Source organism: Methylomonas sp. PHL2-19 (assembly GCF_059331595.1).
Genome location: NZ_CP196839.1, coordinates 1591012 through 1614922 on the forward strand (window position 1 = coordinate 1591012; position 23911 = coordinate 1614922).

The window sequence follows — 23911 nt, forward strand, 5'->3', positions numbered from 1 at the left end:
TGAATAACGTTTTCGACCTAACGCTGTCTATCGTGGTGGATTTTTGAATGAACGATTAGCGTAGAGGTAACTGACCCGCGGAGGCGAGGCGCCCTGGCCGTGGCGGGACCGTTTGACCAACATGTTAGGCCTCAGCTTGCTTTGCGAACTGCTGCTACCCCCTTACCAAACTTCAGCGACAGGGCTGCTATGAGCACGTAGGGCCAGAGGTTCAACTGGATCCAAGAAAACGTCGAGGCGCTGACCGTTTGCTCTCGCAAGGCCAACCGCTGATTCTCAATCTCCACAAGTTCTTGCTGTTTGGTTCGTGTCGAAACCTTCCATTTTCCGAGGTGCTCTAGTTGCTGTCTGGGGGCAGTCGTGCACTTGGAGATGCCGAAAAGAATCAATTGAGCCAGGGACGCCTCTTCGTATTGAATCTCGTGAAGTAGAGCGCTGCCGGGATGGGTTGGTTTGAACGCTTGCTGATGCAACTTGTCGATCTCGACCTGCATATTCTCCTTGAACGAAAGTGCGTCGGATACTAGCGAAGTGCGTGAAGAGACAGCGGACAGGTAAAGGGAAGCCATAGGACCCGCAACAAGTGACGACATCCTGTCGCCCTTAGTGAGGCTCTCAATCAACTTGTCGGCTGCTGCGCAGGAGGCCAGCAGTCTGTCCTCAAAGTTTGGGTACGCCGCTTGCGCGGTCGACAGAAATGCAGCAGTAGGCTCGGCGAATCTGACGGCTGCTAGGCACTGACCGGTTGCGCTCGAAGGTGGCTGCGCGCAGACGGAGGCAGAGTCACGAATGACCTTTATGCTCTGCAAACTTGAGTCGAATGCGGCTTCCGTTTCTCCTATCTCAATGTTCGGCCGCTCACGCTGCATTGTCTCAAGCGCCGTTCGACTGTTCTCTGCCACTGAATTTAGGGCAAAGAGCTTGCGCTGAACTTCGTTTGACGAGAATAGCAAGATCACACCGATCGCAGCTAGAGGGTAGTACACAAGGTCAACGTAGTTCCAGCGAGGGGACTGGTAGTAGACAAATCCAATGGATGCGGCCGCCGTGAATGCGGCCAGAAATAGCATGTGTATTGAGGTCATCAGGAGTGCAGTAGAGCGTCTGGGAGGTGGTTCTGAGGCTCGGCATATCTACCGAAAAATGATCTTTGGCACGATAATTTATTGATCTGCATATGATCTTCCTTTCTGTATATCATCCGGCGGAGAAATAATGACCGGTAACGGCCAGACTGTTGCCATTGAATCAGATCGAGCCATAGTCCGCAACGGCTCGATAGAAACAGATTTAAAAAGCCCGGCCATTAATTCTACTTTGTCAGATTTAAGCAACGCCGTCATGCCCGCCTGGATGGCAAGCTTCGATCCGTCCGTGGTGTCTGGATTTCGGCTATCCCTGCCGAAATGACGAGCACTACCGAGAATCTGACAAGGCAGAATTAACCACTCGTAAGCTCCGGCACATAACCAATCACTACAGCGCCAAATGTGTGGTCAAGCTGGCGCGTCAAAGATAGGCAGCCGAAGATGAGATAAACCGGGAGGTATCGCTATGCAAATCAGCAAAAAGCTCATAATATTGAGCGAAATTTTGAGCAAACTATTCAGGAGTTGTTATGAGTATTGCCGTGGCCGATATAGTGCCGTTTTCCGAGGCCAGGACCCAGTTATCCGCTTTGGTGAGCGAGGTGCAAACCGGTAAGGAAAAAATCATTACCAAAAACGGTGAAGGCGTAGCCGCGTTGATCGGCGCGGAACGCTTAGATCACTACCATCGCCTGGAGCGTGCGCATATCCACTTACTGTTATTGCATGAAATCGAACGCGGATTGGCTGATCTCGATGCAGGGCGTCACCAGGATGCCCGCGAAGCGTTAAAGCAAATCAAGCAAGACCGGGCTAAATCCGTATCCACCTGACCCATGCAGGTACGTTTTACCGATAACTTTCTCGCCAATTTGCAAGACATAGAAGGCTATTGGCAAGTAAACAATTTTCCGCAGGCTTATGATCGGCTGCTTGATAGTTTGGAGGACTCCGTTATCCCTAATCTCGAGCGTTATCCGGAAATGGGTCGGTTATTTGCTCGCCATAACCCAGACTCGGTGGAAGCGCTGAGCGCGACCGGGCGAATTGCCGACCATTATCCGGCGGTCCGTGAATATGTTTTAGAGGACTATTTGCTGTTGTACTTACCGACTGACGCCGTATATCTGCTCGCCATCAAACACTACCAACAACTCAGCTATGATTTGGCTGGCTTGTGGCTAAATCGTTAAACCTTTATCCCTATGGCAAAAAAATCAAAATCCGCTTACGTATGCACCGAATGCGGCGCCGATTTTCCCGGCTGGTCCGGGCAGTGCAACCAGTGCGGGGCCTGGAACAGCATCAAGGAAGTGAAGTTGGGTAGCGGCAAAACCGCGCGCGATAATTCCGGCTATGCCGGTAGCCGCAGCGAAGTACGGTTGTTGTCCGAAGTCAATCTGGCGCAAGCTGAACGGATTTCCAGCGGTCTGGCCGAGTTCGACCGGGTGTTGGGCGGCGGCATCGTTACCGGCAGCGTGGTGTTGATCGGCGGCGCACCGGGTGCCGGCAAGAGTACCATCCTGCTGCAAGCCATCGGTCATATTGCGCAGCAACTGCCGGTGTTGTATGTGTCGGGCGAGGAATCGCTGCAACAGATCGCCGAGCGCGCCCATCGTCTGCAATTGAATACCGCCGGCATCAAAATGTTGGCCGAAACTTCGGTACAGCAGATTTGCCAAGTCTTGGACGAGGAACAGCCCAAGGTGGTGATCATCGATTCGATTCAGGTGATGTATACCGCCGACTCGGACTCGGCGCCGGGTTCGGTATCGCAGGTGCGCGAATCCGCCAGCTATCTGACACAATACGCCAAACTTACCGGCGTGTCGTTTTTCATGGTCGGCCATGTGACCAAGGATCAATCGCTCGCTGGCCCAATGACCTTGAGCCATATCGTCGATGCGCAAGTGGTGTTGTCGTCTACCGACGATTCACGCTTTAGGGTGTTGCGCGCCGACAAGAATCGCTTCGGGAGTGTCGGCGAGTTGGGCTTCTTTGCGATGGAAAGCAGTGGCTTGAAGGAAGTGAAAAACCCGTCGGCGATGTTTCTGTCGCGTGCGGAAAAACCGTCGCCCGGCAGTGTGGTGACGGTGTTGTGGGAAGGTACCCGGCCCTTACTGGTGGAGATTCAGGCCTTGGTCACCGAAAGCCAGTACGGCAATCCGCGCCGTTTGGCGGTGGGTCTTGACCAAAACCGGCTGGCCATGTTGCTGGCGGTGTTGTCGCGCCACGGCGGGATTTTTACCGGCAACGACGAGATTTACGCCAACGTGGTCGGCGGCATTAAAGTCACGGAAACCAGCAGCGACTTGGCGATCATGATAGGCGTGGTGTCCAGTCTGCGTGATCGCATCATTCCTTACGACACTGTGTTCTTCGGTGAGGTGGGTTTGAATGGCGAAATTCGTCCGGTGGCCAACGGCCATGCTCGGCTCAACGAGGCGGCCAAGCATGGTTTCAAAAAGGCGATTATTCCTAAGAGCAACAAACCCAAGGATCCGGTGAAAAACTTGCAAATCCATGCAGTCAGTAACATTCAAGAAGCGCTGGCCGTGCTGGCGGATTTATAATTGCTGCCCATAATCAATGCCAAACTTCGTCAGGGAACGATATGAAAAATACAGCAGCCGTCAACGGTAAATTTGGCCGTAACGATCCGTGCCCATGCGGCAGCGGCAAGAAATACAAAGCCTGTTGTTTAAAGCAAGCCGAGGCGGCGGCGAGGCCGGTTCAACCCAGTGTGGACGACGCCTTAAAACAAGCCTGGCAAGCCGTGGCGCGGCGCGATATGGCGGGTACGTTGCATGGGTTTCGGCAAGTGTTAGCGATCCAACCCAATCATGCAGAAGCACTGGCCGGATTGGGACAGGCTTTGTGTTGGCAGCAGCAGCGCCGGGAAGGCTTAGCCTATCTACAGCAGGCCGCTCTTCAACTGGAAATCGACGCTCAGCAAACCTGCAATATCCGTTTTATGCTGGAACTGGCCGAGCAATTGCATCACTGGGGCGATCTGGATACCGCGCTGAAATTAACCGAATTGGCGGTCAAACTGGAACCTGAGAACCCTGCCGCGCTGAATAATCGCGCCCTGTATTTGACAAGGGTTAATCGATTCGAAGAGGCTTTGCCTTTTGCCAGCAAGGTTTGCGAGTTACGTCCGGATGATCCGGCCTGCAATAATATGCTGGCGGTGCTGGAAGCGCATTTAAACCGTTTGCCGGCAGCCAAGCAGCGCTTTCAGGCTGTGATAGCCGCCAATCGCAATATGCAGCAGACCGCACGCGCCTGGCAGGAGTTGGTTGGCGTGCTGGATAAATTGGAAGAATACGATGCATCGTTTGCGGCTTGCCAGCAAGCTAAGGCTTTGTATAAGCAATTACCTGAACTCAGCTCACTTGACGCCGGACAGGTATTTCGTGCGATTCAACGTAACAAGCAGGGCTTTGATCAGGCGTTACTGCATCGATGGGCTCTCAGCGACTTTGCCGATAACTTGCCGGCCCCGACGTTTCTGCTGGGCTTTTTGAGGTCCGGCACGACGTTGACCGAGCAAGTGCTGGCGGCGCATCCCGAGGTGTTTACCTCCGATGAAAATGATCTGATTCATGGTTTGATCCAAGAGCTGCAAAGGTTGAGCGGTGTGCGAGAAGACATCCCGGCCGCCCTCCGCCAGCTTGGTCTGGATGATGTCCGAAAGTTGCGCGCTTACTATTGGCGGCGGGTTAGCGAAGAATATGGCGCGGGTGCCTTGAATAAATGTTTTATCGATAAAGTAGCGCTGAACAGTATCGATATTGGCCTGATTAGCAGCCTATTTCCGGAGGCCAGGATTATCTTTGCGCTACGCGATCCGCGCGATGTGTGTTTGAGTTGCTTCCAGCAGGCGTTTAAGCCGTCTAGCGTGACAGTCAATCTACTGAGCTGGGAAGGTGTGGCCAAGCAATATGCGGCCGTAATGGATCTGTGGCTTTACATTAAACCGATGATGCAGCCGCGTTATATGGAATTGCGTTACGAGGACACGGTCAACGATTTCGAAACCAGTTTTCGCCGGGTGTTTACCTTATTGGATTTGGAATGGGTGGCCGAAGTTAGCGCGTTTCATGAGAAGGCTAAGGGCCGTTACATTGCCACGCCGAGTTTTGCCGCTGTCGCTCAGCCGATTTATTCGCGCTCGGTGGCGCGTTGGCAGCACTATGAAAAGTTTTACGAACCCGTATTACCGATTTTAGCGTCGTATATCGATGCGTTCGGTTACGAATGAAGCGAATGGGCAGGGTTGTTCAAGCTTTTTGATCAAGTAGACTACGATCAAACGGATGTAAAAATGGAGCTTCCGTGCCCCCGGTCATCCTTGACCGAAACCGATCCAATTTCTTGCTGATTAACCCGGCCCTTGATCACACTGGTAATTAAGGGCGCCGGGTTAAAAATCAGCTTTAAGTGACATAGATACGTCTCAGACGTTTTCTGTGGTTTTGCGTTTGCCGAAACCGACTAAGCCCGCCATCGCGCTACCGAACAGCCAAACCGCACCCGGCACGGGTACTGGTGATGCGGCGGCGGAGATGGTAGCGGTATAGGCCAGATTGGCGCCGCCTACCGTGCCGTCGTAACCACCCAAAATCAGTGTGTAAGTACCGGCAGTCAGGAAACGGGTCAGCGTCGCGCTGGCGGTGGTGCCTTGAGTGGCTGCGAAGGCCCAGGCGTTTGCGTCAACCAAAGCCAGCGTTGTGCCAAGTGGGCTGGCAGCCATGGGATTCAGAGCACCGTTGTTCAGGTATTCTTGATGACGACTGCTGCTACCCGCGGTATCCCAGCCGCTCCACAAACCAAAAGCCGGGCGCAGATTGGAGCCGTCCGACGATACGGTGATAGTCACTTCTGCGTCGGCATGCAGTTCAAACAAACCGTAATCGGCGGTATGCCCCCAGTTTGTCGCGCCGTCTTTATAAGCTTTGGCGCCCATGCCTATGCCGTGGCCGCTGGCGGTTTGCGAGTTGGCAACGCCGCCGTCATTGTGGATCATCGCTACCCAGGTGGCGGGCAAATTGCCAATATAGCCTGGATCGCCGGCCGACCATGGGCCTGCGGCAGAACCGTCTGGTAAGGGATCTCCGGAAGCTAAATTGTAGGTTATGTGAGCGCTAGCCATGCCGCTGATTGACATTAACGCGCCCATGGCGCCGGCTAATGCTAGTTTCTTAAAGGTTAAGTTTGCAGTCATTTTGGATCTCTATCGAATTAAATATATGAGCTAAAACCTGTTGTTAAACAGCGCTTGGTGAGGGGATTGCCGTTGTTTGGCGGCAACCCCGCTGGGTAATTAAGCCGCTAGTGCTTGTTTGCGGCGGCCGAAACCGATCAAGCCGGCCATCGCGCTGCCGAACAGCCAGACTGCGCCTGGAACAGGCACTGCCGAAGTGGTAACCAGTACGTCGTAGGTTACGCCATCGAGCGCGCCGCCACCGTGCGCGCCGACCACCAAGGTATAAAAGCCATTGGTGTGCAGCCCGGGTGTGCCTGTGGCATTCCACTCGGCTTGGTCGAACACAAACGAGTAGAACAAGGTGTCGGAAGTGCTGCTCATGCTGGCTGTCCAGATAGCTTCGCCCAAGCTTGAGCCTTGCAGGCCCGTTTCGCCGATTGTGGCAGCTGCGTTACGGTCAGATGTGGAACTGCTGTCCACATTGCGATACAGGGCCACGTCCAATAAGCCGTTAAATTGGCTGTAATCGGCGTCGTTTTTCACGGTAATGGTGGTTTTGATATTGCCCGCGCTGGCGCAGTTAGCGCTTGCTGTGTTTGCGCCGCAGCTAATATGAATCAAGCCGTAGTCCAGTCCCAGGCCGGTTGATGCCGAATTGCCTGCTACCGCTAAGTAAGGATGGTCGCCATCAGCTGGCAGATCGGCCATGATGGTGCCCCAGGTGGCGGCGTTGGTGCCGCCGTTTTTGTCCGAGTAAGCTTTCCACAAGCTACCGATAGTATTGGTGCCGAAACTAGGGTTTGAGTTAATAAGATTTGCTGTCAGTGCGCCATCGTTGTCTGTAGCGCTGGAGCCCGTATGTAATTCGCGTTTGGTGAAACCTGTAGCTGTTGTATGCTGACCTGAATACCACATATAGGGCAGGTTGCCTGCTACTTCTGTGGCTGTCTCAGCCGCGGTACCTGTGCCCGGAATTAAGGTGTTAGCGTTTAAGTCGCCGACCGTATAAACGTTGGTACCGTTAGCGACTCTATTGGTGCCGTTGGAGTTTGCAGATACACCGTCTGTGCCGTTGATGCTGTTGGCTATGCCGAAGCCGATAGCGGAGTTACCGGAGGCTACTGTGCCCGCGCCGGTCAGGTTGTAGTAAGAGTGCGCGAACGCTTGGCTGGAAACAGCCGCCAGGCCAGTTGTCAAAATAGCTGCTATAGCCGTTTTATGAAAGATCATGATCGTCCTCTTTTGTTATTGGAATTAAAGGTAACAGCGAAACTGACAAAACTTGACCAACAGCAGCGAGCCAAACTTTGCCCTCGCCCATGGCGCGCATGGGGGCAATCCGGCCTTCTTTAAATCGTTTTTTAAGAACCGTGATTTTCCGGCCCCGCCTCACGACGGGTGTGGCAAAGCTTGCTTTCAGAGATTTGCTCATTCCGCCAGCGGCAGACATGGCAGGGATAGAGACCTACTAACCGCTTTTCGGAAAGCAAACCACGAAGCAAGTACACTAGTTACAGCGAATAGCGGGCCAACTTAATAAAATATATAAATATCATTGTATTGCTGCTTATTTTGCCTGGGATGGCATGAGTGAGCTGCTGGCGAAATTCAGCGAAATAGCGCATGCGCTTATTTTAAATAACACAGTTCAATTGTTGGGAGATAATCCCCGCTTGGTGGTGAAGTTTGTTTTGGTGGATTTGATCAGGAATTTCTTTCTTTTCTAGTCGTTTATTGTTAGGTTGTTGCGCCGCTCATTGGGTTGGCACGAGATTTTTCAGTGGAGAGATGTATGCAAAAAACCGATAAAACCCCGCTGTGGGTGTTCCTGGCCCTGTCGAGTATAGAAACCCGCAAAGGCGCGTTACTGTTGATCTGGAGTAGTATTGTTTTTACTCTTTACTGTGTGCCTTGGTCGCTCTATTTCGATGGCAATGGCTGGGTTGCCAAATTATTTTTGATCGACGATTGGGAATGGTTTGCGATGATGCTGCCTATGACGTTTTGGTACTGGCTGAGCATGAGGTGGGTGGATAAAAACGGCGGCTGGCGTTTGGCTGGTGCGTGATATGCCGCACTATTTTTTGGGACATGATTCGTCAGATCGTGACGCTTGTTCCTAAAAGATTAGCTCGTAGATTGTCGTTCGATCTTTTAAGTGGCTAGCCTAATTCCTTATTTGCCATGGCATGTAGCGGTTGGAGTGAAGGTTGCTATCAAAAATCGATTGAATACTTAGGTGGCCGCCATCCAGGTTTGGTCGGCTTTCCACCTTCTTAAGCAAGCGGCGGTAGTATCTAGCGGCGATGCGTTCTTCAATTTAGTGTTGTTTCTATGCTTTCACACATTCTGCCCAAAGCCGAAATATCCATTCGCGAAAACCTGCGGTGGTTATACATTCTTAGAAATTTGATGCTGTTTGCCGTTACGGTGGCGGTGTTTATTGCAGTGAACGGCCTGGGTATTAATTTGCCGCAAAACCAGCTGTGGCTGGCGATTTTTGCGATTTCCATACTTAATCTTTACACCTGGCTACGGCTGAGGACGCCGGAAGAAGTTACCGAGCACGAGATTTTTTCGCAAATATGCATGGACGTGTTGGCGTTGGCCTATCTGCTTTATCTGACCGGCGGCGCGTCAAACCCGATCATTTGGGTGTTTCTGCTGCCTTTGATTGTAACTGCCATCATGCTGCCGCAGGCTTATGCCTGGAATATGGTGATCATTACCTCCTGCGTGTATACGGTATTGATTGCCTACAACGTACCCTTGCCGGCTGTCGAGCCGCACATGGCCCATCCGGCGATGACGGAGATGACGCCGGAAATGAGCCTGCAAATGCATTTGATGAACGACAGGCGTTATTTCAATCTGCATGTATTCGGTATGTGGTTTGGTTTTGTGTTTAGCGCCGGCTTAGTCGCTTTTTTTGTGGTCGAACTGTCCAAGACCTTGAAAGAGCGGGAGCGTAATTTAGCGGATGCCCGCGAGAGTGCGCTACGCGACGAGCGCGTGGTGTCCCTAGGCACCTTGGCAGCCAGCGCCGCGCATGATATGGGTACGCCGCTGGGCACGATCGCCATTTTGACGCATGAGATGGCGGAAGAGCTGTCGGCGCATCGCTATCCGGATCTGCATCAGAAACTGGTAATTGTTCAACAGCAGATTGATCGCTGCAAACAAGCCTTGTCGGTGATGTCGGCCTCCGCCGGCGAGATGCGGGCGGAATCCGGCAAGGTGATGCTGGTGAGCGAATATATCGATGAAGTATTAGGCCAGTGGCGCACGCATAAAGCCGCCACCAGGCTCAAGCTATTTATTTCGCCGAATGTGGATATGGAAGCGCGCGTGATTGCGGAACGTACTGTGACTCACTCCATCATTAATATCCTAAATAACGCTGCCGAGGCATCGCCGGTCGATGCGGGCATCGAGTTTCATGTGGAATGGGATGAAGCAACGCTAAACTTGAAAATCCGGGATTTCGGTCCAGGCTTGCCGGCTGAATTTATCGAGTTTGCCGGGCACCAACCGGTCAAGAGCAATAAGCAAGGCATGGGAGTTGGCTTGTTTTTGACTTATACCACTATCAAGCGACTCGGCGGTAAAATACAGTTCAGTAATTTAGAGTCGGGCGGTGCTTGCGTTGAAATCAGTTTGCCGCTTTTAGCTAAGGAGAGTATGCATGAATCAATTACCTATGGATAAACCCAATTTATTGCTTGTCGATGATGACGTCACCTTTTGTTCGGTGTTGAAGCCGGCACTGGAAAAGCGTAATTTTCAAGTGACTGTCGCCAATGATGTCGATACGGCAATGAAACTGGCGGAACAAACCGAGCCTGAATACGCGGTAATCGACTTGCGGATCGGTTTTGACTCCGGTTTGGAAATGGTCAAGAAATTGATTTCTTTAGATGACAATACCCAAATCGTCATGCTGACCGGTTTCGCCAGTATCGCCACCGCTGTGGAGGCTATCAAATTGGGCGCGATTCATTATCTGACCAAGCCGGCCAACGCTGATGAGATTGTCAGTGCTTTGTACAAGAACGAAGGCGATGCCTCGGTAGCCATCAGTGACAATCCGCTATCGGTAAAGCGCTTGGAGTGGGAGCACTTGCAAAAGGTGCTGATGCAGCACGACGGTAACATCTCAGCCGCCGCCAGAGCATTGAATATGCACAGAAGAACCTTGCAAAGAAAGCTGGAAAAACGGCCGGTAAAAGAGTAGGCGACCAGCACTATTTAGGAAGTGAAGATATTATTTTGTATTTATTACAAGTAATCGTTGCAAAACTAATATTTCTGAGTATAATGGGCGGCTCATTCAGGGGGTCGTTAGCTCAGCCGGTAGAGCACCGCACTTTTAATGCGATGGTCGTGCGTTCGAATCGCACACGACCCACCATCGAATGACTAGGAAAAACAAGCAGTTATCGTTAGTTCGATACCTGCTTTTTTTATGCCTGAAATTTGCCTTGCGTGAATTTTGCGTGACTTGATTTCACGCATCACCGGCTCAATTCGTCCGCATGACACACTAGCCGTATTAATTAGCTCCTGCTTATAACGCCAGATTGGATTGAGGGCGTTAGCCAAAAAAACACGTTGCAGCATTGTGTGCTCACGGTTACCCGCACATACCGGTAACACGTGCCAAGAAGTCAGGTTCCACCTTTCCAGAGCGGTGCGGGCAAAAAGAGTGAGCCTTAACCCCTTGCTCAATGACCGGATCGGCTACGGTAGACCGGATAGCTTGAACGCTAAACATCCTTTGCAGACTCTTGTGAATATTGCCACATTGATATACGATATATATACGTTTCGTATATTTGAGGTAAATATGGGTATCGTTAAAATCAGTGACGAACTACATGAAGAGATTCGGAAAGCCAGTAGCACGATGGTTCGTTCGATCAATTCCCAGGCTGAGTTTTGGATAAAAATCGGCATGCTCGCCGAAACTCATCCCAATATGACTTACACAGAGATTTTGCGAGAACAATTACGCCTTGCTGCTGTTGAGTTAAATGAAGTTAGCAATGGCTAGTGGTATCCTAAAAAATGAGAATGAACTTGATTTGATGCGTGAATCAGGGCGTTTGCTCGCATCTGTGTTCACTTATCTCGATCAACACATCAAAGCGGGCATTTCAACCATGGACATAAATGATCGGGTTGAAGATTTTATTACCAACACGTTAAATGCAAGACCGGCCAGTAAAGGGCAATATGATTTCCCTTTTGTTCTAAACACATCGATCAATGATGTGGTGTGTCACGGCATACCTTCCATGACTCAATTGCTTAAGTCCGGCGACATCATCAATGTGGATATAACGCTTGAAAAAAATGGTTTTATCACCGACTCAAGTAAAATGTACATGGTTGGGGATGTTTCGCCATTAGCCCAAAGGCTAGTTGATAAAACTTACGAGGCTATGTGGCAGGGTATTCGCGCAGTGAAACCCGGCGCAACACTTGGTGATATTGGTTACGCGATTAAAAAATTTGCGTCTTCACAAGGCTACTCGGTTGTACGCGAATACTGCGGTCACGGTATTGGTCAAGAAATGCACGAGGAGCCTAAGGTTTTACATTACGGAAAACCGAATAGCGGAATTGTTTTGCAAGAAGGTATGACTTTTACCATTGAGCCTATGATCAACCAAGGCGAAGCTAAAGTAAAAACGAAGCGTGATGGTTGGACAGTTGTTACTCGTGACAAAAAACTCTCTGCACAATGGGAACACACTATTGCGGTTACAGCAGATGGCTATGAAGTTCTGACTCTGCGAGATGAAGAGCGCGTTTAACAAAAACTTCAATTTAAACGGCACTAAGTGCTAAAAACTGAATGACAGTTCAATAAAAACCCAAGCCCCGTTTTTGCTCTCTAACTTATTACATCATAAATCTCTCAGGCATTTGGCTTTTCCCACTCACCGGTTTCAATATCCAAAGTCGCCTGATGCCTTATGGCCACATTGACCCAGATGTTGTCTATGCGTAAGCAGTCCCGCAGGCTCAGCTCGGGTTGTGCCAAACTGTAGTTATAACTGATCAAGTCATAAAATAACCGGCACAGAATAACTTGGCGTAGTGGCTCGGGATATGACCGCAGGGGATTACGGTGGTCTTGGCCGTCGGCAAGCCGATTATCGACATCCAGCCCTTTGAGACTGATCTCGCGGGTGGCTAAGAAATTATCCGAGTCCTCGTCAAATTCAGGATCGACCGAGCGCAGAATAAAATACAGCGTAGCGTCAATTTCGTAATCGTCCAACACCGTGCTGCTAGCCTCGTTGCGGTATACCGATGCGCTACCAGGCATGTTAATCATCATTAACATGCCCGATGCTCGCGTCATGTACCGCGTGTACTGTCGATTTTTGCAACCCGTACAAAATGCAGGGAGAAAATGATCACTGATAACACCCAAGCCGCTGCAGTTGGAGACGCCACTGTCGTTGTCGTTGTCGTTGTCGGCTAAGTTGCCATTCGATTGACTTGACCTAATGCTATATTGCCTGCTCATAACAAGCCCCGTTCCGCAAACGAACAAAATTCGGTGCCGCCAATTACGAAGTGATCCAGTACCCGTACCTCGATTAATGCCAAGGCGTCTTTCAACTTATGGGTGATCAGTTGATCGGCTTGACTGGGCTCGGCCAAACCCGAAGGATGGTTATGCGCCAGAATCACTGCACTGGCATTCAGTTGCAGGGCACGTTTGACGATTTCCCGTGGATAGACATTGGCGCCATCCACCGTGCCTTGAAAACAGGCTTCGGCTAACAGGACTTTATGCTGGTTATCCAGGAAAATGCAGTAAAACACCTCGTGTTCCAACGTAGCCAACTGCAACATCAAAAACTCGCGGGTGTCGTTGGGACTGGTAATCGCCTGGCCCCGGCTGAAGCGCGCCTGAATCAATTGCCGGGCCATGGTCAGAATTTCCTCCGTGGTTACCGGGCGCAACACCCAAAACTGGTCGGGCAGTTCATGAACTTGAAAGGGATGATCGGATGGCTGCTGATTGGTCATGGTCAATACTCCAAAAACGATGGACGTGACTTAGCCTGAGCGGTGAAGCCCATTCGGAAAAGTCACGTCGGGATGTAAATTAAAGGTGCGTCAGTTCAGAACTAGTACAACTGACAAGCGCTTATCACTACGAATAGCGGTTATTCGGTCTGTTGATAGAGGCTGTCGATGTCCTGCAGAATCGCAGCGACATTGGACAAAGCCCGTTTCAAGGTCTTAGGCGTATGCCGATTGGGGGCAAGTTGCTTGACCGTATCGCGTAACTCCGTCACCAGTTCCACGATTTCCGGCGAGAGTTCACCTTTGGTGTCAGCGGCTTTGCCGGTGCTTTTGCCAGCCGGTGTACGTGTGTGCCCAATGTTGGTACCTGCAGTGGCATCTGTGGCAATCGTTGCAGGGGCACTAACACCCGCACCGTCAACGCCAGCCTGATCAGTATCACCATCACCGTCAAGGACACCCTTATCGGTACCACTCTCAGTATCACCGTTACCATTAGCATCAGCATCCGTGCCAGTACCACCGCCAACGCCATTATCATGGCCAATGCCGTCATCGCCAGCCAAAGCTGACGCCTTGACTTGCTCAGGCGAAGGTTGATTTTTTACAGGTTTGACCGACGCGGTTTTACCGGCAGTGGTAGCCGCGCCTTTAGCAGTCGCCGTACCTGTAGTTGCACTATCGGTTGGGCCAGTCTCTGCAGCGGCTTTAGCGGGGGTATTAGAATCTAATGCGGGTTGGGTAGTTTTTTGCGTCATGATAAGTTCTCCAAAGTATTTACGAAATCAATCAGTGTTGAAAAATAGGAAGTGAAAACGAACAGCCAGTTGTTGTTCAATACTCCTCGGGCAACAGAATGGTGGTCACGCTACGGTCTGCCTCGGATATCAACCAGAGCTTGACTGACCCCGTTGCAGGGCTATCCGCTGCTGGGGTAGGTAATTCATAGGCTGACAGTAGGCGTGAGCCGCTGCGTAAGGCGTCTTCATTGGCCTTGGCATCCTCGGCACAGACATCGCCCCAATCCCCGCGGACATGACGGCGCAGTAAATCGAACGGGCTGATGCCTAAGCGCTCCAGGACATCCAAAGCACCCGGCGTCGCCACCAACTCCCCTGATTCGAAACGCGGTTGCGGCAGACACGGTTGAACTCCAACGTCTTCGTGCTCGGCATCACTGGACATAGTTGTGTCCTCCCTGGGCGAATCGGAAAAACAGGCTAGCTCTTAAACTAAGCCGCCTTAAGGCCAAGTGATTAAATCGACCTAAGCGATTGCGCTTATTCCTGTTCGTCATCGTCTTCACCGCTGAGGTCAGTCAGACTCAGATTGTCCAACTCGTCTAAATCTGGATCGTGCTCACCCAGTGCCGCGCATAACACCAACGTGATACAGCGGGCTAAATAGCGCACGGTATGGCCCAGTTCCAGGGTCAGGGCATAAGAAGCGGGCTGTTGCAGCGTCTGCGTGTAGTCCCGACAAGCGGCTTTTAAACCGTCGGCTAACACCTGTAGCGACGGACTGGCATTATCAAGCGTGGTAATTGACATCAGATGTCTCCTGTTATGAAGTAAACAACATTAAACGAGCACATCCCTCCGAACCTCAGACTAACCCGCACAAAACCACAGGCGCACGAACGCGCAGCGGATGATCAAACCCGATGAAAATAGGCGTCATGTCATGGAAGCGTCGAGAGGCGGAGGGTGAGAACAGCGATCAAACGAAATATGATTGCTGTTGATATAGTATAACATATTCAATGACTTATCCCAACCTAAGCTTTCTGAGGCTACAACCGATATTCGCGCTGAAATCGGCTGGCAGTTTTACAGGTTTGAACAGCTAGAAGAAAAAATGAGCGTGATTGACAATTTGTCCCACTATTATCCAAAAAGACAATCCTAAATATCCCTCAAACCGATATAGCAATTTCGCTTTGATCTCAACAAAAAACCATCTTAGCTTTTATGCGCTCAATCAGTGATCTAAGGCCATGATGTTGACCCACCCTTTCAAGTTCTAGGCCGGCACATGTAGGCTCATTAAGGTGCAGACGTGCGTCAAGTTTTTTATCAGAAGAGCTGTAGTACTCACCCAAGCTCTGAAAGCGCCGAATCCGCATGCTGTCGGGAGCCAAGGCTACCCCCCCGGGCATAATACGGCAACTGTTTAACAAAACAGCCCGGACTCCTCCATAACTCTTTGCCAACGAACTCCTCAATTGATTGACCATGCGTATGTAAACCAGATTTCTTAAAGACTGGTGAACACTTCATTTCTAAAAAAATCGGAATGAAAATTGTTAATTTTGGTTCCGGAATAAAAAATAAAGTATATGACGCCGGAACAAAAAACTCTAAATGTCGTTACTTAGATATTTAGAAAAAATTCAGGACAATACTAATCACCAGCACAACAGATGAGAGGTGATTAAGAAGAATTTTTAATTCTATAAGCTTTTTGCCATGAAATAACACTTCGGAAAACAGCGCTTGTAGTGTTGTTCACGTATAGATGCCATAAATTATCAATTGCAGGTCGTGTAATGAGTAATGAAAAATCGAAATCCGTTTTAGAAAAAATGGCGATAGATTCGGAAGTTTTTAATAAAAACTTAATAATTTCTGATAATCGCGTAATTGAAGTTAATGAGAATAATGAAATAATCTTGAGTGATTTTTCAGCGACTATCGAAAAAGACATATCTATGATAGATGTTGATAATAATATAGCTCACCACTTTGTAATAACTGGCAAAAACCATGAAGGCAAAGTACTTCCTACAGTAACAGTTGAGGCTGTTGAGTATGAAAAAGGTGACTGGATTGCAAGATATTGGGGGAGTGATGCAAATAAATCTTCATATAAAGGAGCTAAAACAAAAATTACTGAAGCGATAAAATCAAACAGTAAAAATATTATAGGTGACGAGAGATATAGCTTTACGGGTTTTATCTATGGACAAGAGATTGGATACGTTACTAATGGTGGGTGTATTTTTGCAAAAAAATTTGACAAAAACATTCGAGCAAGCTTGCCGGGTGGATTTGGTGATATATCGATTACGGATGAATTAGCAGCAGGCTTTAGCGCTAGAAAAATAATTCATTCAGTGCGAAAAATATTGAAAATATATCGCAAAAGAAAGGGAGTGGCGATTTTGCTTATCGCTTTCTATTCACGTTCTATCTTGACCTTATTCATCGATAATACAGTTAGTTTGTTCGTACTTGGCGAATCGGGAACGTTTAAAACAACCGTTGTCTCAATAATTCAATCGTTTTTTGGGAGGCTATTATCCAATAATGGTACCCATGTAACGTTTATCTTTAGGGTAAATCAATTGATTTACCCATGATTGCTGTATGTAGTCGTGACCGTACATTTTGCACAGGAAACGACTACTCTGCTCAATTGTAAAGACAACATGATTGCGAAGTACAAAATGGACTGTTTTCATTTGGGAATATTTTGTAGGTATCACGCTTATAAAATGTTAATTTACAATTAAATGTTTAAATATTATTAGTACTATTATGATGCCAAAACAATGCTTAATATTTGACAAGTTAGCGTTTACGCTATTTGTACCAGAAAAATACAGATTGTCAGTAGTTGATAATATATCTGAACCTGCTATAAAGAAAATGTATAGTATTAGAGTACATAAAGATGGTAAAGGCAGGTATAAAAATAACTATACCATTCAAGTTGACTCAGAAAATAGCGCTTCTATATCCATTTACCCAAGGAATAAAAATAATAATTTTATTCGAGTCGAATTTAATCCGGCTAAATTGACTAAGAAAGCTAAGAAAAACCTGATGGAATTCTTGATTAAGGTCTTAGGTTTAAAGTTAGTTAAAACAATTTATTTTGATTGCAGAGTTACCCGATTAGATTTAACTGTTGATATTTTTCAAGAATATTCTGATATTTATCTCTATAAACCTGCTGCTACCTCTTCAGAAATCTTTAGAGCTGAAGATGGGAAAATGCTTTCTCAAATTGCAGGGAGTGAGCATAGTGACTGTCGGGTTACCATTTACAATAAAGCCGAAGAACAAAGTGATAATGATACTGCTTATGATGGTGCAGAAACTCGTTTAGAACTTAGATTACGCAATCTTAATTGTTCATTGGATGGGTTAGGTGATAATCTTATGGATCTACTTTACAACTTAGAGTTTTATGATTCAGATTTACTAGCTGATTATCGTTTTTCTGAAGCGTTTTCTATGACTACCTATGAATCCGGCATAAATCATGCTCTAAATGTCTGTTGCGATTCGAATCTACGCCGTTGTTATCGTCGATATTCATCTGAGTATCAGTTCCCACTAGTGGACCATGAGCAATTGGATTTTGACTATACTCGTCGTCAGGCTTTACGCTTTTTAATTTGGCGGATGGATTCAAATGTGAGGTGCAAAACCTAAAAGCTAGTAAGGTATAGCTTTCCGCACTATGAGGGCTCAACATAATTGCGTGAATTTCAAGTTTTTCAGGGGCGAATAGTGGATATGAGCGGTTATCAGCCGAGCATAACTAGCCTTGCTCAATTTGGCATCGTCTGCGCGCCAGCTGGTCGTTTTTTGGGAGCGGCTTTGAAGATACCAACTACATTGGACGTCTCGGCAAGTACATCAATTGGCTCGGCAGGTTTCGCTGGCGTGATCGGGCCCAAAGGTAACAGCTAAGCAAGCCAACACTTACTTAGTTGTGATTAAAAGACACGGCTAACGCATTGCTTCAATTTGGCTCCTTAGCACGCGATGGATCTCATTATCGATCATCCACTTTGCTTTAACTTTGGTTACTTTACGCACACGCTCAACAGTGTCAACTTCGGGCTCATCTGGGAAAAGGAGTTTTGCATAGTGCACATTTGTAATTTTTTTCCCTTCTAGCTTTGCATTTAGATACAAATCAAGATACGGAATAACTCTAAACTTTACCCAATTGTCAAAATCGTTTTGTTTGATTATATTTTTTATAGCACTACGGCTGCTTGTACTTCGGTAATACTTTAACCATTGCGCGAAATCGTTTTTTATTTGCTCATCGGTCGCAGATACATTAACTATTAAAGTTTCAATTTTGCCAAAAATCGCTCTTGAATTATGGGCATAATATCTATAATTTTCATTACCTTTTTTATTTAGTTCTTTTATTTTATTTAAGATGAAAGGTCCTGTAAGTCCATTAAAATTTTTACTCCAAGTATTAATTCGAAGAAATTCGCCTACCATGTCTCCAAAATCATTATTTGTAAGGCTTCTTGCTGCCGTATTTATAATTGGCGATTTCTCATTTTGTGAAGACTTCTTTTTAATTTCTTCACAGATATAATTGTCTGAATTTTCATTAGTTAATCCGTTTTTCAATTCATTCGCCCATGACCTGAAATATTCTTTATTATTATCTACCCCCGAAAAGTTCTGTTTTCGCTCTAAGATAACGGAAAACTCGATACGTGACTCAAGTTGGTACATCCACTCAGCAATACTCAGTTTCTCAAACAGTTTATAGTTATTCAAATCAAACCAGCTTGTATCGAAATCATTTTTTATGTTATTAACTTTCAAATATTCACCCTTAATATAAATAAAACCATCCTAATTATGTAGGACTAAACATAACAGCAATCATAGCTTACCGGTTGCAACTAATCGGTTGGCTCAATGCTTTGAGGCTAAGACTCCCGATGATCTGCTTGATCCAGCGCAACTTGATTTCCAATCCGCTAAACGCCAGGCTTTAAAGTTTTTAATTTCCAAAGGATACCAGCAACGATTCCTGTCCAATCAGGCGGCGTGAGTGTATTGATAACTATACTGATTACAACGCCCGGAATGTTTGTTGTTACCTGCAAAATACTTGGCGTTGCGTACCAAGCGAGCGGCTGCCCATGTCCGCTTGTTATGTGTTTCTGTAAGGCAGAGGGGCGTTCAGTGATGAAAAGTATGCAGATCACCAAAGCATTCACGTTGATCGAATCGGGCCCAGTGGTCTTCATTACGACAAATGATGGCGAGAAAAATAACATCATGACTATCTCTTGGACCATGGTAATGGACTTCAAGCCGATATTTGCCATAACGACGGGGCCCTGGAACTATTCCTATACCGCGCTCCGGAACTCCAAAGAATGCGTCATTGCTATTCCTACGATGGAACTCATTGATCACGTGGTTGGGGTCGGGACTTGTTCTGGAGCCGACACGGACAAATTTGTAAAGTTCGGACTGACTCCCCTCAAAGGAAAGCAAGTCGGGGCACCCCTTATTTGGGAATGCCTGGCAAATATCGAATGTAAAGTTATCGATATTGTCGAAAAGCACAACATCGTTGTCCTTGAAGGTGTCGAAGCCTACTATGATAATTTACGAGAAGAGAAGCGAACCCTTCACGCAAACGGCGACGGGACCTTCATAGTTGACGGATTCAAACTCGACCGACGAGAAATGATGCGATCTAAACTTCCCGATGGTATATAACACTGCAAATTTTGGAAATGGGGGGTCTATTACTCGACTCCTAGGATTATGCCTTGTCCCAAACCGTCTGGCTGCATTGTATAGTTGCTGCAGAATCCATTTAGCCCTTTAGGAATCAACGATGACTGAACCCAGTCCGAATGAAATGATGGCTGCCTATGCGGCAAATGCTGTTAATTTCGCTCAAAGTAATTTTGGCATAACACTGGATTTTTCAGTTGATAGCGTGGAACAAGTTGAAACGCTAGCAAACCGACTGTTTCACACTCGCCCAAAAGGATTCATATCCAAACTGTTTAGAAAAGAGCCATCAGAAAGCGACGTCCAAAATGTTTGTAAAATGCTGGGGAGCTATATAGGCGAGGTCTACCGTCGGAACAAAGGTGGTGAATGGCAGATTAACCATGACCACCAAGCTATCGGCTTGTTGGAGGGTGAAACTTGGATCTTCCCCCTTGCCAAAGTACTCAAGCGCATCACCAATGGGAAAAAGGATGACTTGAATTTGTACTTTGCTGAAATCCTTGAATAGCTGCAAGCTTCTTCCAATTGAAGATTATAGCGGACGGTCAGAAACCGGAAAACTGAGTAGGGTTGACAGACAAGAGCCGACCCCTATGTGTAGTTCCAAACTATGTGTAGATCGTTAATATCACCCGGATGAGGGGTAGAGTTCACCTGGGATACGGTCAATATGAGCAATTCTTAGCTTCACATAGTTTTGCCATTGTCCTGAAGTAAAAACTCAGTGGCATCAGGGATTTCAATGAGTCATGTCCGGCACCACTCAACCAGTTAGCTATTTCAGAGCTAATTGGCACCCTAACTCGAGATTTCATGACTATCGCTATGTATCAAAGAGCTGGAATCAACAATGAGCCGATGTTATCCAAACGATGGCATGTTGATGCTACATCTTCAAGCATTGAAATTATGTGTAGTTGCACTCGGCCTTATGCAACGGACACCGAGGGCTGAGCCACAAGGTAAATTAGCAAATACACATAGTTTGGAACTACACATAGGGGTCGCTATGTGTAGATTAACATAGCGACCCGTTGCTGCCTATCGCCTAATCTGATTCAATGTCAGCAATTTGATGTTAACCAGCCATATCTACTTGTCTCCGACGATATACAGAAGGGAAAATCAAGAAATTATTGCTTTAAAGGGTGTTTTTTCGGTGGATATACGGAAGCCATCTGATTACTGGTTAGGCGCCGAACTTAACTGACTACCCGATACTTATTGCAACAGGTGATGTGTCCTTCAGCGGCTTGATCGAGGTTAAAACATGACCAAATTCCATTTGACGATGTATGTGTAAGTCCCGCGAACCGTCCGAAGCTAAAGAAACTCATGAGCGGTGCTTCAGTCCAGGCAATGAGTCGGAACCCAAGACGGACACCCGTCAGAGTTGTAGATATTGCAAGTTGTCATTGCCAAAGGGAGCGAAGATTTGCACTAAATGCGGGCATTGGCAAAATTGGCGCGATCACATTGGCTTCAGCATCCCGGTTTTGTCGCTTGTGTTGGCAGTATTAACTGTAGTGTTTACTTCAGGGCGAGATTTTTATGCGTACGTCACAAGGTTGCCAGAGGTTCACACCTATTTTCTTGAAATGTCGTTTTCAAAAAACCCAGAAAATGGTGAAAAGCCGGAAGCGCTCCCCGATGATGCGACTGTTCTGATAGTGAACAACGAGCAAAAATTACTGGCAATAAATTATTTACTCGAATGCGACATCAGAAATGTCAAAGCTCCAAGTGCAGTAGTGCGGGCAAGACTACTTCTTAATAGCAAAGAAAAAGCACATTCATTCGCGCCCGAATTTTATGCTGTCAAGGAGAAATCCCAAGAAGTACTTGTATTCTCAGGTGTGTACTTCGAGGGCGCCGATATCGATAAAATTTTGGCTCATGACCCCAAAGACGGAGAGATCGCAGAGGTTCAAACTGATTGTGTTCTCACTTATTTCGCCGACGGCGAGGAAAGAAAAAAGCATATTCAAAAGATTGAGCATTGGTATGGATTCTAACAAATTTGCGCCTAACAATCGCTTCCAGTGCGACGTATTCGCCTTTGGCTCATACGCGCGCCTTAAGCGGAGCGTTAAACAAGCAATTTCCTAATCTAAACCAGCCATTCAACAATCAACCCCGACTGACGGTTATTGGCCGTAGTTGCTCTGCCAGGCGAGGCGGAACGTTTAGCCTGTAAGTGTCTGCTATCGGGTTTCGCCTAACCGACGCTAACGATTTATAACCGCTTATTTCTTGCGCTTTTCAATCAGGCTGTTACGTTGTTCTAACCATAAAACGCTTGCCGCCTGTTCGGTAATGCTGCCGTCATGTACCAATTGGCATAAGCCTAAATAATGCGCGTAAAGGTTGATGATACCCTCGTTTTCGGGGATATGAATCAATTTGCACACATAAATATTATTATTGCTCAACAAATAAATTTACTGACAAAGTGGTAGGATTGGTCATCAGCTATTTTTGATAGCTCTTCTTAGCACGATGCGAGAGATGTTAATGAGCAAGCAGATCTTGTTGTCTTGGTTGGGAATCGCCGATTTGAAGGCTGCTGGATTGTTGCCTAACAATGCCGAAGAACCTATTGGTGATGGGCCAATACTCGGAGCCATAAAAAATCTCAGCTTTGATGAACTGCATTTATTGCACAATCAAGCCCCACAAAAAGTCGCTGCCTATCTTGATTGGCTAACTCAGGTCAATACTATAAAAATCCTGTCGATTCCATGCTCTCTGCGTTCCCCAATCGATTTCGGCGACATACATCAAGCGGTAGATGGCTATCTGCAAAAGCTGACTCGTGAACAGCCTGATCTGGATGTCAGCATCCACCTGTCTCCCGGCACTCCGTCGATGACAGCGGTTTCCATTCTGCTTGGTAAAACCAAATACAACACTCGGTTCGTACAATCAACCAAGGAGAAAGGCGGCGAGTTCGTGAGCATTCCTTTCGAAATATCCGCCGAATTTGTTCCTCAAATCGTTAAGCGTGCCGATCAAAGGCTCAGTGAATTGGCCTTGGATCTAGCACCCACCTCAGCGGCGTTTTCCGACATCATCACCCAAAACCCGGACTTTCAGCGGGTCATTCGGAAAGCCGAAAAAATCGCGGTGCGCGATGTGCCGGCGCTGATCATGGGTGAATCCGGTACCGGAAAAGAACTATTTGCCAAAGCCATTCACAACGCCAGCCAACGTCAAGGTAAGCCATTTGTAACTGTTAATTGCGGCGCAATTCCCAAAGATTTGATCGATTCAGCGTTGTTTGGCCATATCAAAGGCGCGTTTACCGGTGCAGTAAGCAACAAAATCGGCTATTTCGAAGCAGCCGACGGCGGCACCTTATTTTTGGATGAATTTGGTGAACTGCCGGAAGATGCTCAAGTGAGATTGCTGCGCGTCCTGCAATCCGGTGAAATCAGCAAGGTTGGCGACAGTAAAGTGCAGATATTCGATGTGCGGCTGATCGCAGCCACCAATCGCGATCTCGCCCAAGAGATTGCAGACGGGCGTTTTCGCGAAGACCTGTTTTATCGGGTTGCCATTGGCGTTTTGACATTGCCTCCGTTGCGAGAGCGCAGTGGCGACATTGCCTTGTTAGTGGACCACCTGATGACAGCAATCAATCGCGAAGCGTCCAATCAGCCAGGCTATTTTGATAAAAAAATTTCTGTAAAAGCCAAAAATATTATCTTGAGCCATACTTGGCCGGGTAACATACGGGAATTACACGGCACGTTATTGCGCGCTTCGATTTGGTCGGAATCGGATACTATTACCGAGACCGATATCAAGGACGCCATGATTAGCCGACCGGCCAACGGCAAGAAAAGCGAACTGCCGGAGATAGGTGCAGGCCTTGATATTCAAGGCTTACTGGATGACATCAAACGACAATACATTACCAAGGCGTTGGCGCAAGTTGCCGGTAATAAGAAAAGAGCTACGGCGTTATTGGGATTGCCGAATTACCAAACCCTCAGCAACTGGATGGACAAGCTGGGTATAGAAGAATAATT

The 23911-nt window shown here is 47.6% G+C and carries 27 protein-coding genes, 1 tRNA gene and 1 riboswitch; of the genes, 18 read left to right on the top strand and 10 right to left on the bottom strand.

All coding sequences use genetic code 11. The annotated features are described in order from the left end of the window. Window positions 1–131: 131 nt before the first annotated feature. On the bottom strand, window positions 132–1070 hold the full coding sequence (locus ACR02O_RS07630; RefSeq protein ID WP_033158418.1) for a hypothetical protein: 939 nt from the start codon (window positions 1068–1070) through the stop codon (window positions 132–134). 145 nt (window positions 1071–1215) lie between these two features. Here ACR02O_RS07630 and ACR02O_RS07635 point away from each other — a divergent pair, with 145 nt between their 5' ends. From ACR02O_RS07635 to ACR02O_RS07655, 5 genes are all read left to right on the top strand, one after another. Beyond that, the gene (locus tag ACR02O_RS07635; RefSeq protein ID WP_101054678.1) at window positions 1216–1410 is read left to right on the top strand and encodes a hypothetical protein; all 195 of its coding nucleotides are present in this window, start codon (window positions 1216–1218) and stop codon (window positions 1408–1410) included. A 208-nt stretch (window positions 1411–1618) separates the two neighbouring features. Continuing rightward, window positions 1619–1921 (top strand): type II toxin-antitoxin system Phd/YefM family antitoxin, encoded by a 303-nt coding sequence (locus ACR02O_RS07640; protein ID WP_033158420.1) that lies wholly within the window; start codon window positions 1619–1621, stop codon window positions 1919–1921. A 3-nt stretch (window positions 1922–1924) separates the two neighbouring features. Next, the gene (locus ACR02O_RS07645; protein WP_033158421.1) at window positions 1925–2281 is read left to right on the top strand and encodes a type II toxin-antitoxin system RelE/ParE family toxin; all 357 of its coding nucleotides are present in this window, start codon (window positions 1925–1927) and stop codon (window positions 2279–2281) included. Between the two features lie 12 nt (window positions 2282–2293). After that, window positions 2294–3661, top strand: a complete 1368-nt coding sequence (gene radA / locus ACR02O_RS07650; protein WP_101054680.1) for a DNA repair protein RadA — start codon at window positions 2294–2296, stop codon at window positions 3659–3661. 41 nt (window positions 3662–3702) lie between these two features. Further along, a complete protein-coding gene (locus ACR02O_RS07655; protein ID WP_051670308.1) occupies window positions 3703–5355 on the top strand; it encodes a tetratricopeptide repeat-containing sulfotransferase family protein in 1653 nt (550 codons plus the stop codon). A 195-nt stretch (window positions 5356–5550) separates the two neighbouring features. On the opposite strand, the gene ACR02O_RS07660 is transcribed toward ACR02O_RS07655, so the two are convergent. Next, window positions 5551–6318, bottom strand: a complete 768-nt coding sequence (locus tag ACR02O_RS07660; protein WP_494523110.1) for a hypothetical protein — start codon at window positions 6316–6318, stop codon at window positions 5551–5553. Window positions 6319–6417: 99 nt separating this feature from the next. Next, complete coding sequence (locus ACR02O_RS07665; protein ID WP_033158424.1) at window positions 6418–7530, bottom strand: hypothetical protein; 1113 nt, start codon at window positions 7528–7530, stop codon at window positions 6418–6420. A gap of 100 nt (window positions 7531–7630) precedes the next feature. Beyond that, a riboswitch (cyclic di-GMP riboswitch) is annotated at window positions 7631–7715 on the bottom strand. Between the two features lie 171 nt (window positions 7716–7886). Here ACR02O_RS07665 and ACR02O_RS07670 point away from each other — a divergent pair. From ACR02O_RS07670 to map, 7 genes are all read left to right on the top strand, one after another. Further along, window positions 7887–8027 carry a hypothetical protein gene (locus ACR02O_RS07670; RefSeq protein WP_494523111.1) on the top strand — a complete coding sequence of 47 codons (141 nt, stop codon included), beginning with the start codon at window positions 7887–7889 and terminating at the stop codon, window positions 8025–8027. Between the two features lie 65 nt (window positions 8028–8092). Next, a complete protein-coding gene (locus ACR02O_RS07675; RefSeq protein ID WP_494523112.1) occupies window positions 8093–8368 on the top strand; it encodes a hypothetical protein in 276 nt (91 codons plus the stop codon). Window positions 8369–8634: 266 nt separating this feature from the next. Beyond that, complete coding sequence (locus ACR02O_RS07680) at window positions 8635–10008, top strand: ATP-binding protein (RefSeq protein ID WP_415878990.1); 1374 nt, start codon at window positions 8635–8637, stop codon at window positions 10006–10008. Next, window positions 9986–10534: a response regulator transcription factor gene (locus ACR02O_RS07685; protein WP_026603562.1), complete on the top strand. Its 549-nt coding sequence runs from the start codon at window positions 9986–9988 to the stop codon at window positions 10532–10534. The genes ACR02O_RS07680 and ACR02O_RS07685 overlap by 23 nt, the downstream gene beginning before the upstream one ends. 101 nt (window positions 10535–10635) lie before the next feature. After that, window positions 10636–10711 (top strand) — tRNA-Lys (locus ACR02O_RS07690). A 435-nt stretch (window positions 10712–11146) separates the two neighbouring features. Then, window positions 11147–11353, top strand: coding sequence for a ParD-like family protein (locus tag ACR02O_RS07695; RefSeq protein WP_064031023.1), 207 nt, complete (start codon window positions 11147–11149; stop codon window positions 11351–11353). Continuing rightward, window positions 11346–12119 (top strand): type I methionyl aminopeptidase, encoded by a 774-nt coding sequence (gene map / locus ACR02O_RS07700; protein ID WP_494523113.1) that lies wholly within the window; start codon window positions 11346–11348, stop codon window positions 12117–12119. The genes ACR02O_RS07695 and map overlap by 8 nt, the downstream gene beginning before the upstream one ends. Before the next feature lie 104 nt (window positions 12120–12223). Here the strand turns inward: map and ACR02O_RS07705 are convergent, their stop codons facing one another. The 5 genes from ACR02O_RS07705 to ACR02O_RS07725 form a co-directional block, all read right to left on the bottom strand. After that, complete coding sequence (locus ACR02O_RS07705) at window positions 12224–12673, bottom strand: hypothetical protein (RefSeq protein ID WP_494523114.1); 450 nt, start codon at window positions 12671–12673, stop codon at window positions 12224–12226. 164 nt (window positions 12674–12837) lie between these two features. Next, the gene (radC, locus tag ACR02O_RS07710) at window positions 12838–13350 is read right to left on the bottom strand and encodes a RadC family protein (RefSeq protein WP_064024757.1); all 513 of its coding nucleotides are present in this window, start codon (window positions 13348–13350) and stop codon (window positions 12838–12840) included. Window positions 13351–13490: 140 nt separating this feature from the next. Continuing rightward, window positions 13491–14108, bottom strand: a complete 618-nt coding sequence (locus ACR02O_RS07715) for a hypothetical protein (RefSeq protein ID WP_064024759.1) — start codon at window positions 14106–14108, stop codon at window positions 13491–13493. Between the two features lie 76 nt (window positions 14109–14184). Then, on the bottom strand, window positions 14185–14535 hold the full coding sequence (locus ACR02O_RS07720; protein ID WP_494523115.1) for a type I restriction endonuclease subunit M: 351 nt from the start codon (window positions 14533–14535) through the stop codon (window positions 14185–14187). 95 nt (window positions 14536–14630) lie between these two features. Further along, window positions 14631–14900 (bottom strand): hypothetical protein, encoded by a 270-nt coding sequence (locus tag ACR02O_RS07725; protein ID WP_494523116.1) that lies wholly within the window; start codon window positions 14898–14900, stop codon window positions 14631–14633. 998 nt (window positions 14901–15898) lie between these two features. Between ACR02O_RS07725 and ACR02O_RS07730 the strand changes: the two genes are divergently transcribed. Together ACR02O_RS07730 and ACR02O_RS07735 are read left to right on the top strand one after the other, a co-directional pair. Next, on the top strand, window positions 15899–16711 hold the full coding sequence (locus tag ACR02O_RS07730; RefSeq protein WP_494523117.1) for a hypothetical protein: 813 nt from the start codon (window positions 15899–15901) through the stop codon (window positions 16709–16711). Window positions 16712–16889: 178 nt separating this feature from the next. Further along, window positions 16890–17792, top strand: coding sequence for a hypothetical protein (locus tag ACR02O_RS07735; protein ID WP_494523118.1), 903 nt, complete (start codon window positions 16890–16892; stop codon window positions 17790–17792). A 300-nt stretch (window positions 17793–18092) separates the two neighbouring features. Here ACR02O_RS07735 and ACR02O_RS07740 read toward each other — a convergent pair whose 3' ends face one another. After that, window positions 18093–18941: a DUF6387 family protein gene (locus ACR02O_RS07740; protein ID WP_494523119.1), complete on the bottom strand. Its 849-nt coding sequence runs from the start codon at window positions 18939–18941 to the stop codon at window positions 18093–18095. Between the two features lie 369 nt (window positions 18942–19310). Here ACR02O_RS07740 and ACR02O_RS07745 point away from each other — a divergent pair, with 369 nt between their 5' ends. The 3 genes from ACR02O_RS07745 to ACR02O_RS07755 all read left to right on the top strand — a co-directional run bounded on the left by ACR02O_RS07745 (window position 19311) and on the right by ACR02O_RS07755 (window position 21892). Then, window positions 19311–19853 (top strand): flavin reductase family protein, encoded by a 543-nt coding sequence (locus ACR02O_RS07745; RefSeq protein WP_494523460.1) that lies wholly within the window; start codon window positions 19311–19313, stop codon window positions 19851–19853. Window positions 19854–19974: 121 nt separating this feature from the next. Beyond that, window positions 19975–20385 (top strand): hypothetical protein, encoded by a 411-nt coding sequence (locus tag ACR02O_RS07750; RefSeq protein ID WP_494523120.1) that lies wholly within the window; start codon window positions 19975–19977, stop codon window positions 20383–20385. 901 nt (window positions 20386–21286) lie between these two features. Beyond that, window positions 21287–21892 (top strand): hypothetical protein, encoded by a 606-nt coding sequence (locus tag ACR02O_RS07755; protein ID WP_494523121.1) that lies wholly within the window; start codon window positions 21287–21289, stop codon window positions 21890–21892. Between the two features lie 231 nt (window positions 21893–22123). On the opposite strand, the gene ACR02O_RS07760 is transcribed toward ACR02O_RS07755, so the two are convergent. Next, window positions 22124–22288: a hypothetical protein gene (locus ACR02O_RS07760; RefSeq protein WP_494523122.1), complete on the bottom strand. Its 165-nt coding sequence runs from the start codon at window positions 22286–22288 to the stop codon at window positions 22124–22126. A 103-nt stretch (window positions 22289–22391) separates the two neighbouring features. Between ACR02O_RS07760 and ACR02O_RS07765 the strand changes: the two genes are divergently transcribed. Beyond that, window positions 22392–23909, top strand: coding sequence for a sigma-54 interaction domain-containing protein (locus ACR02O_RS07765; protein ID WP_494523123.1), 1518 nt, complete (start codon window positions 22392–22394; stop codon window positions 23907–23909). Window positions 23910–23911: the final 2 nt, after the last annotated feature.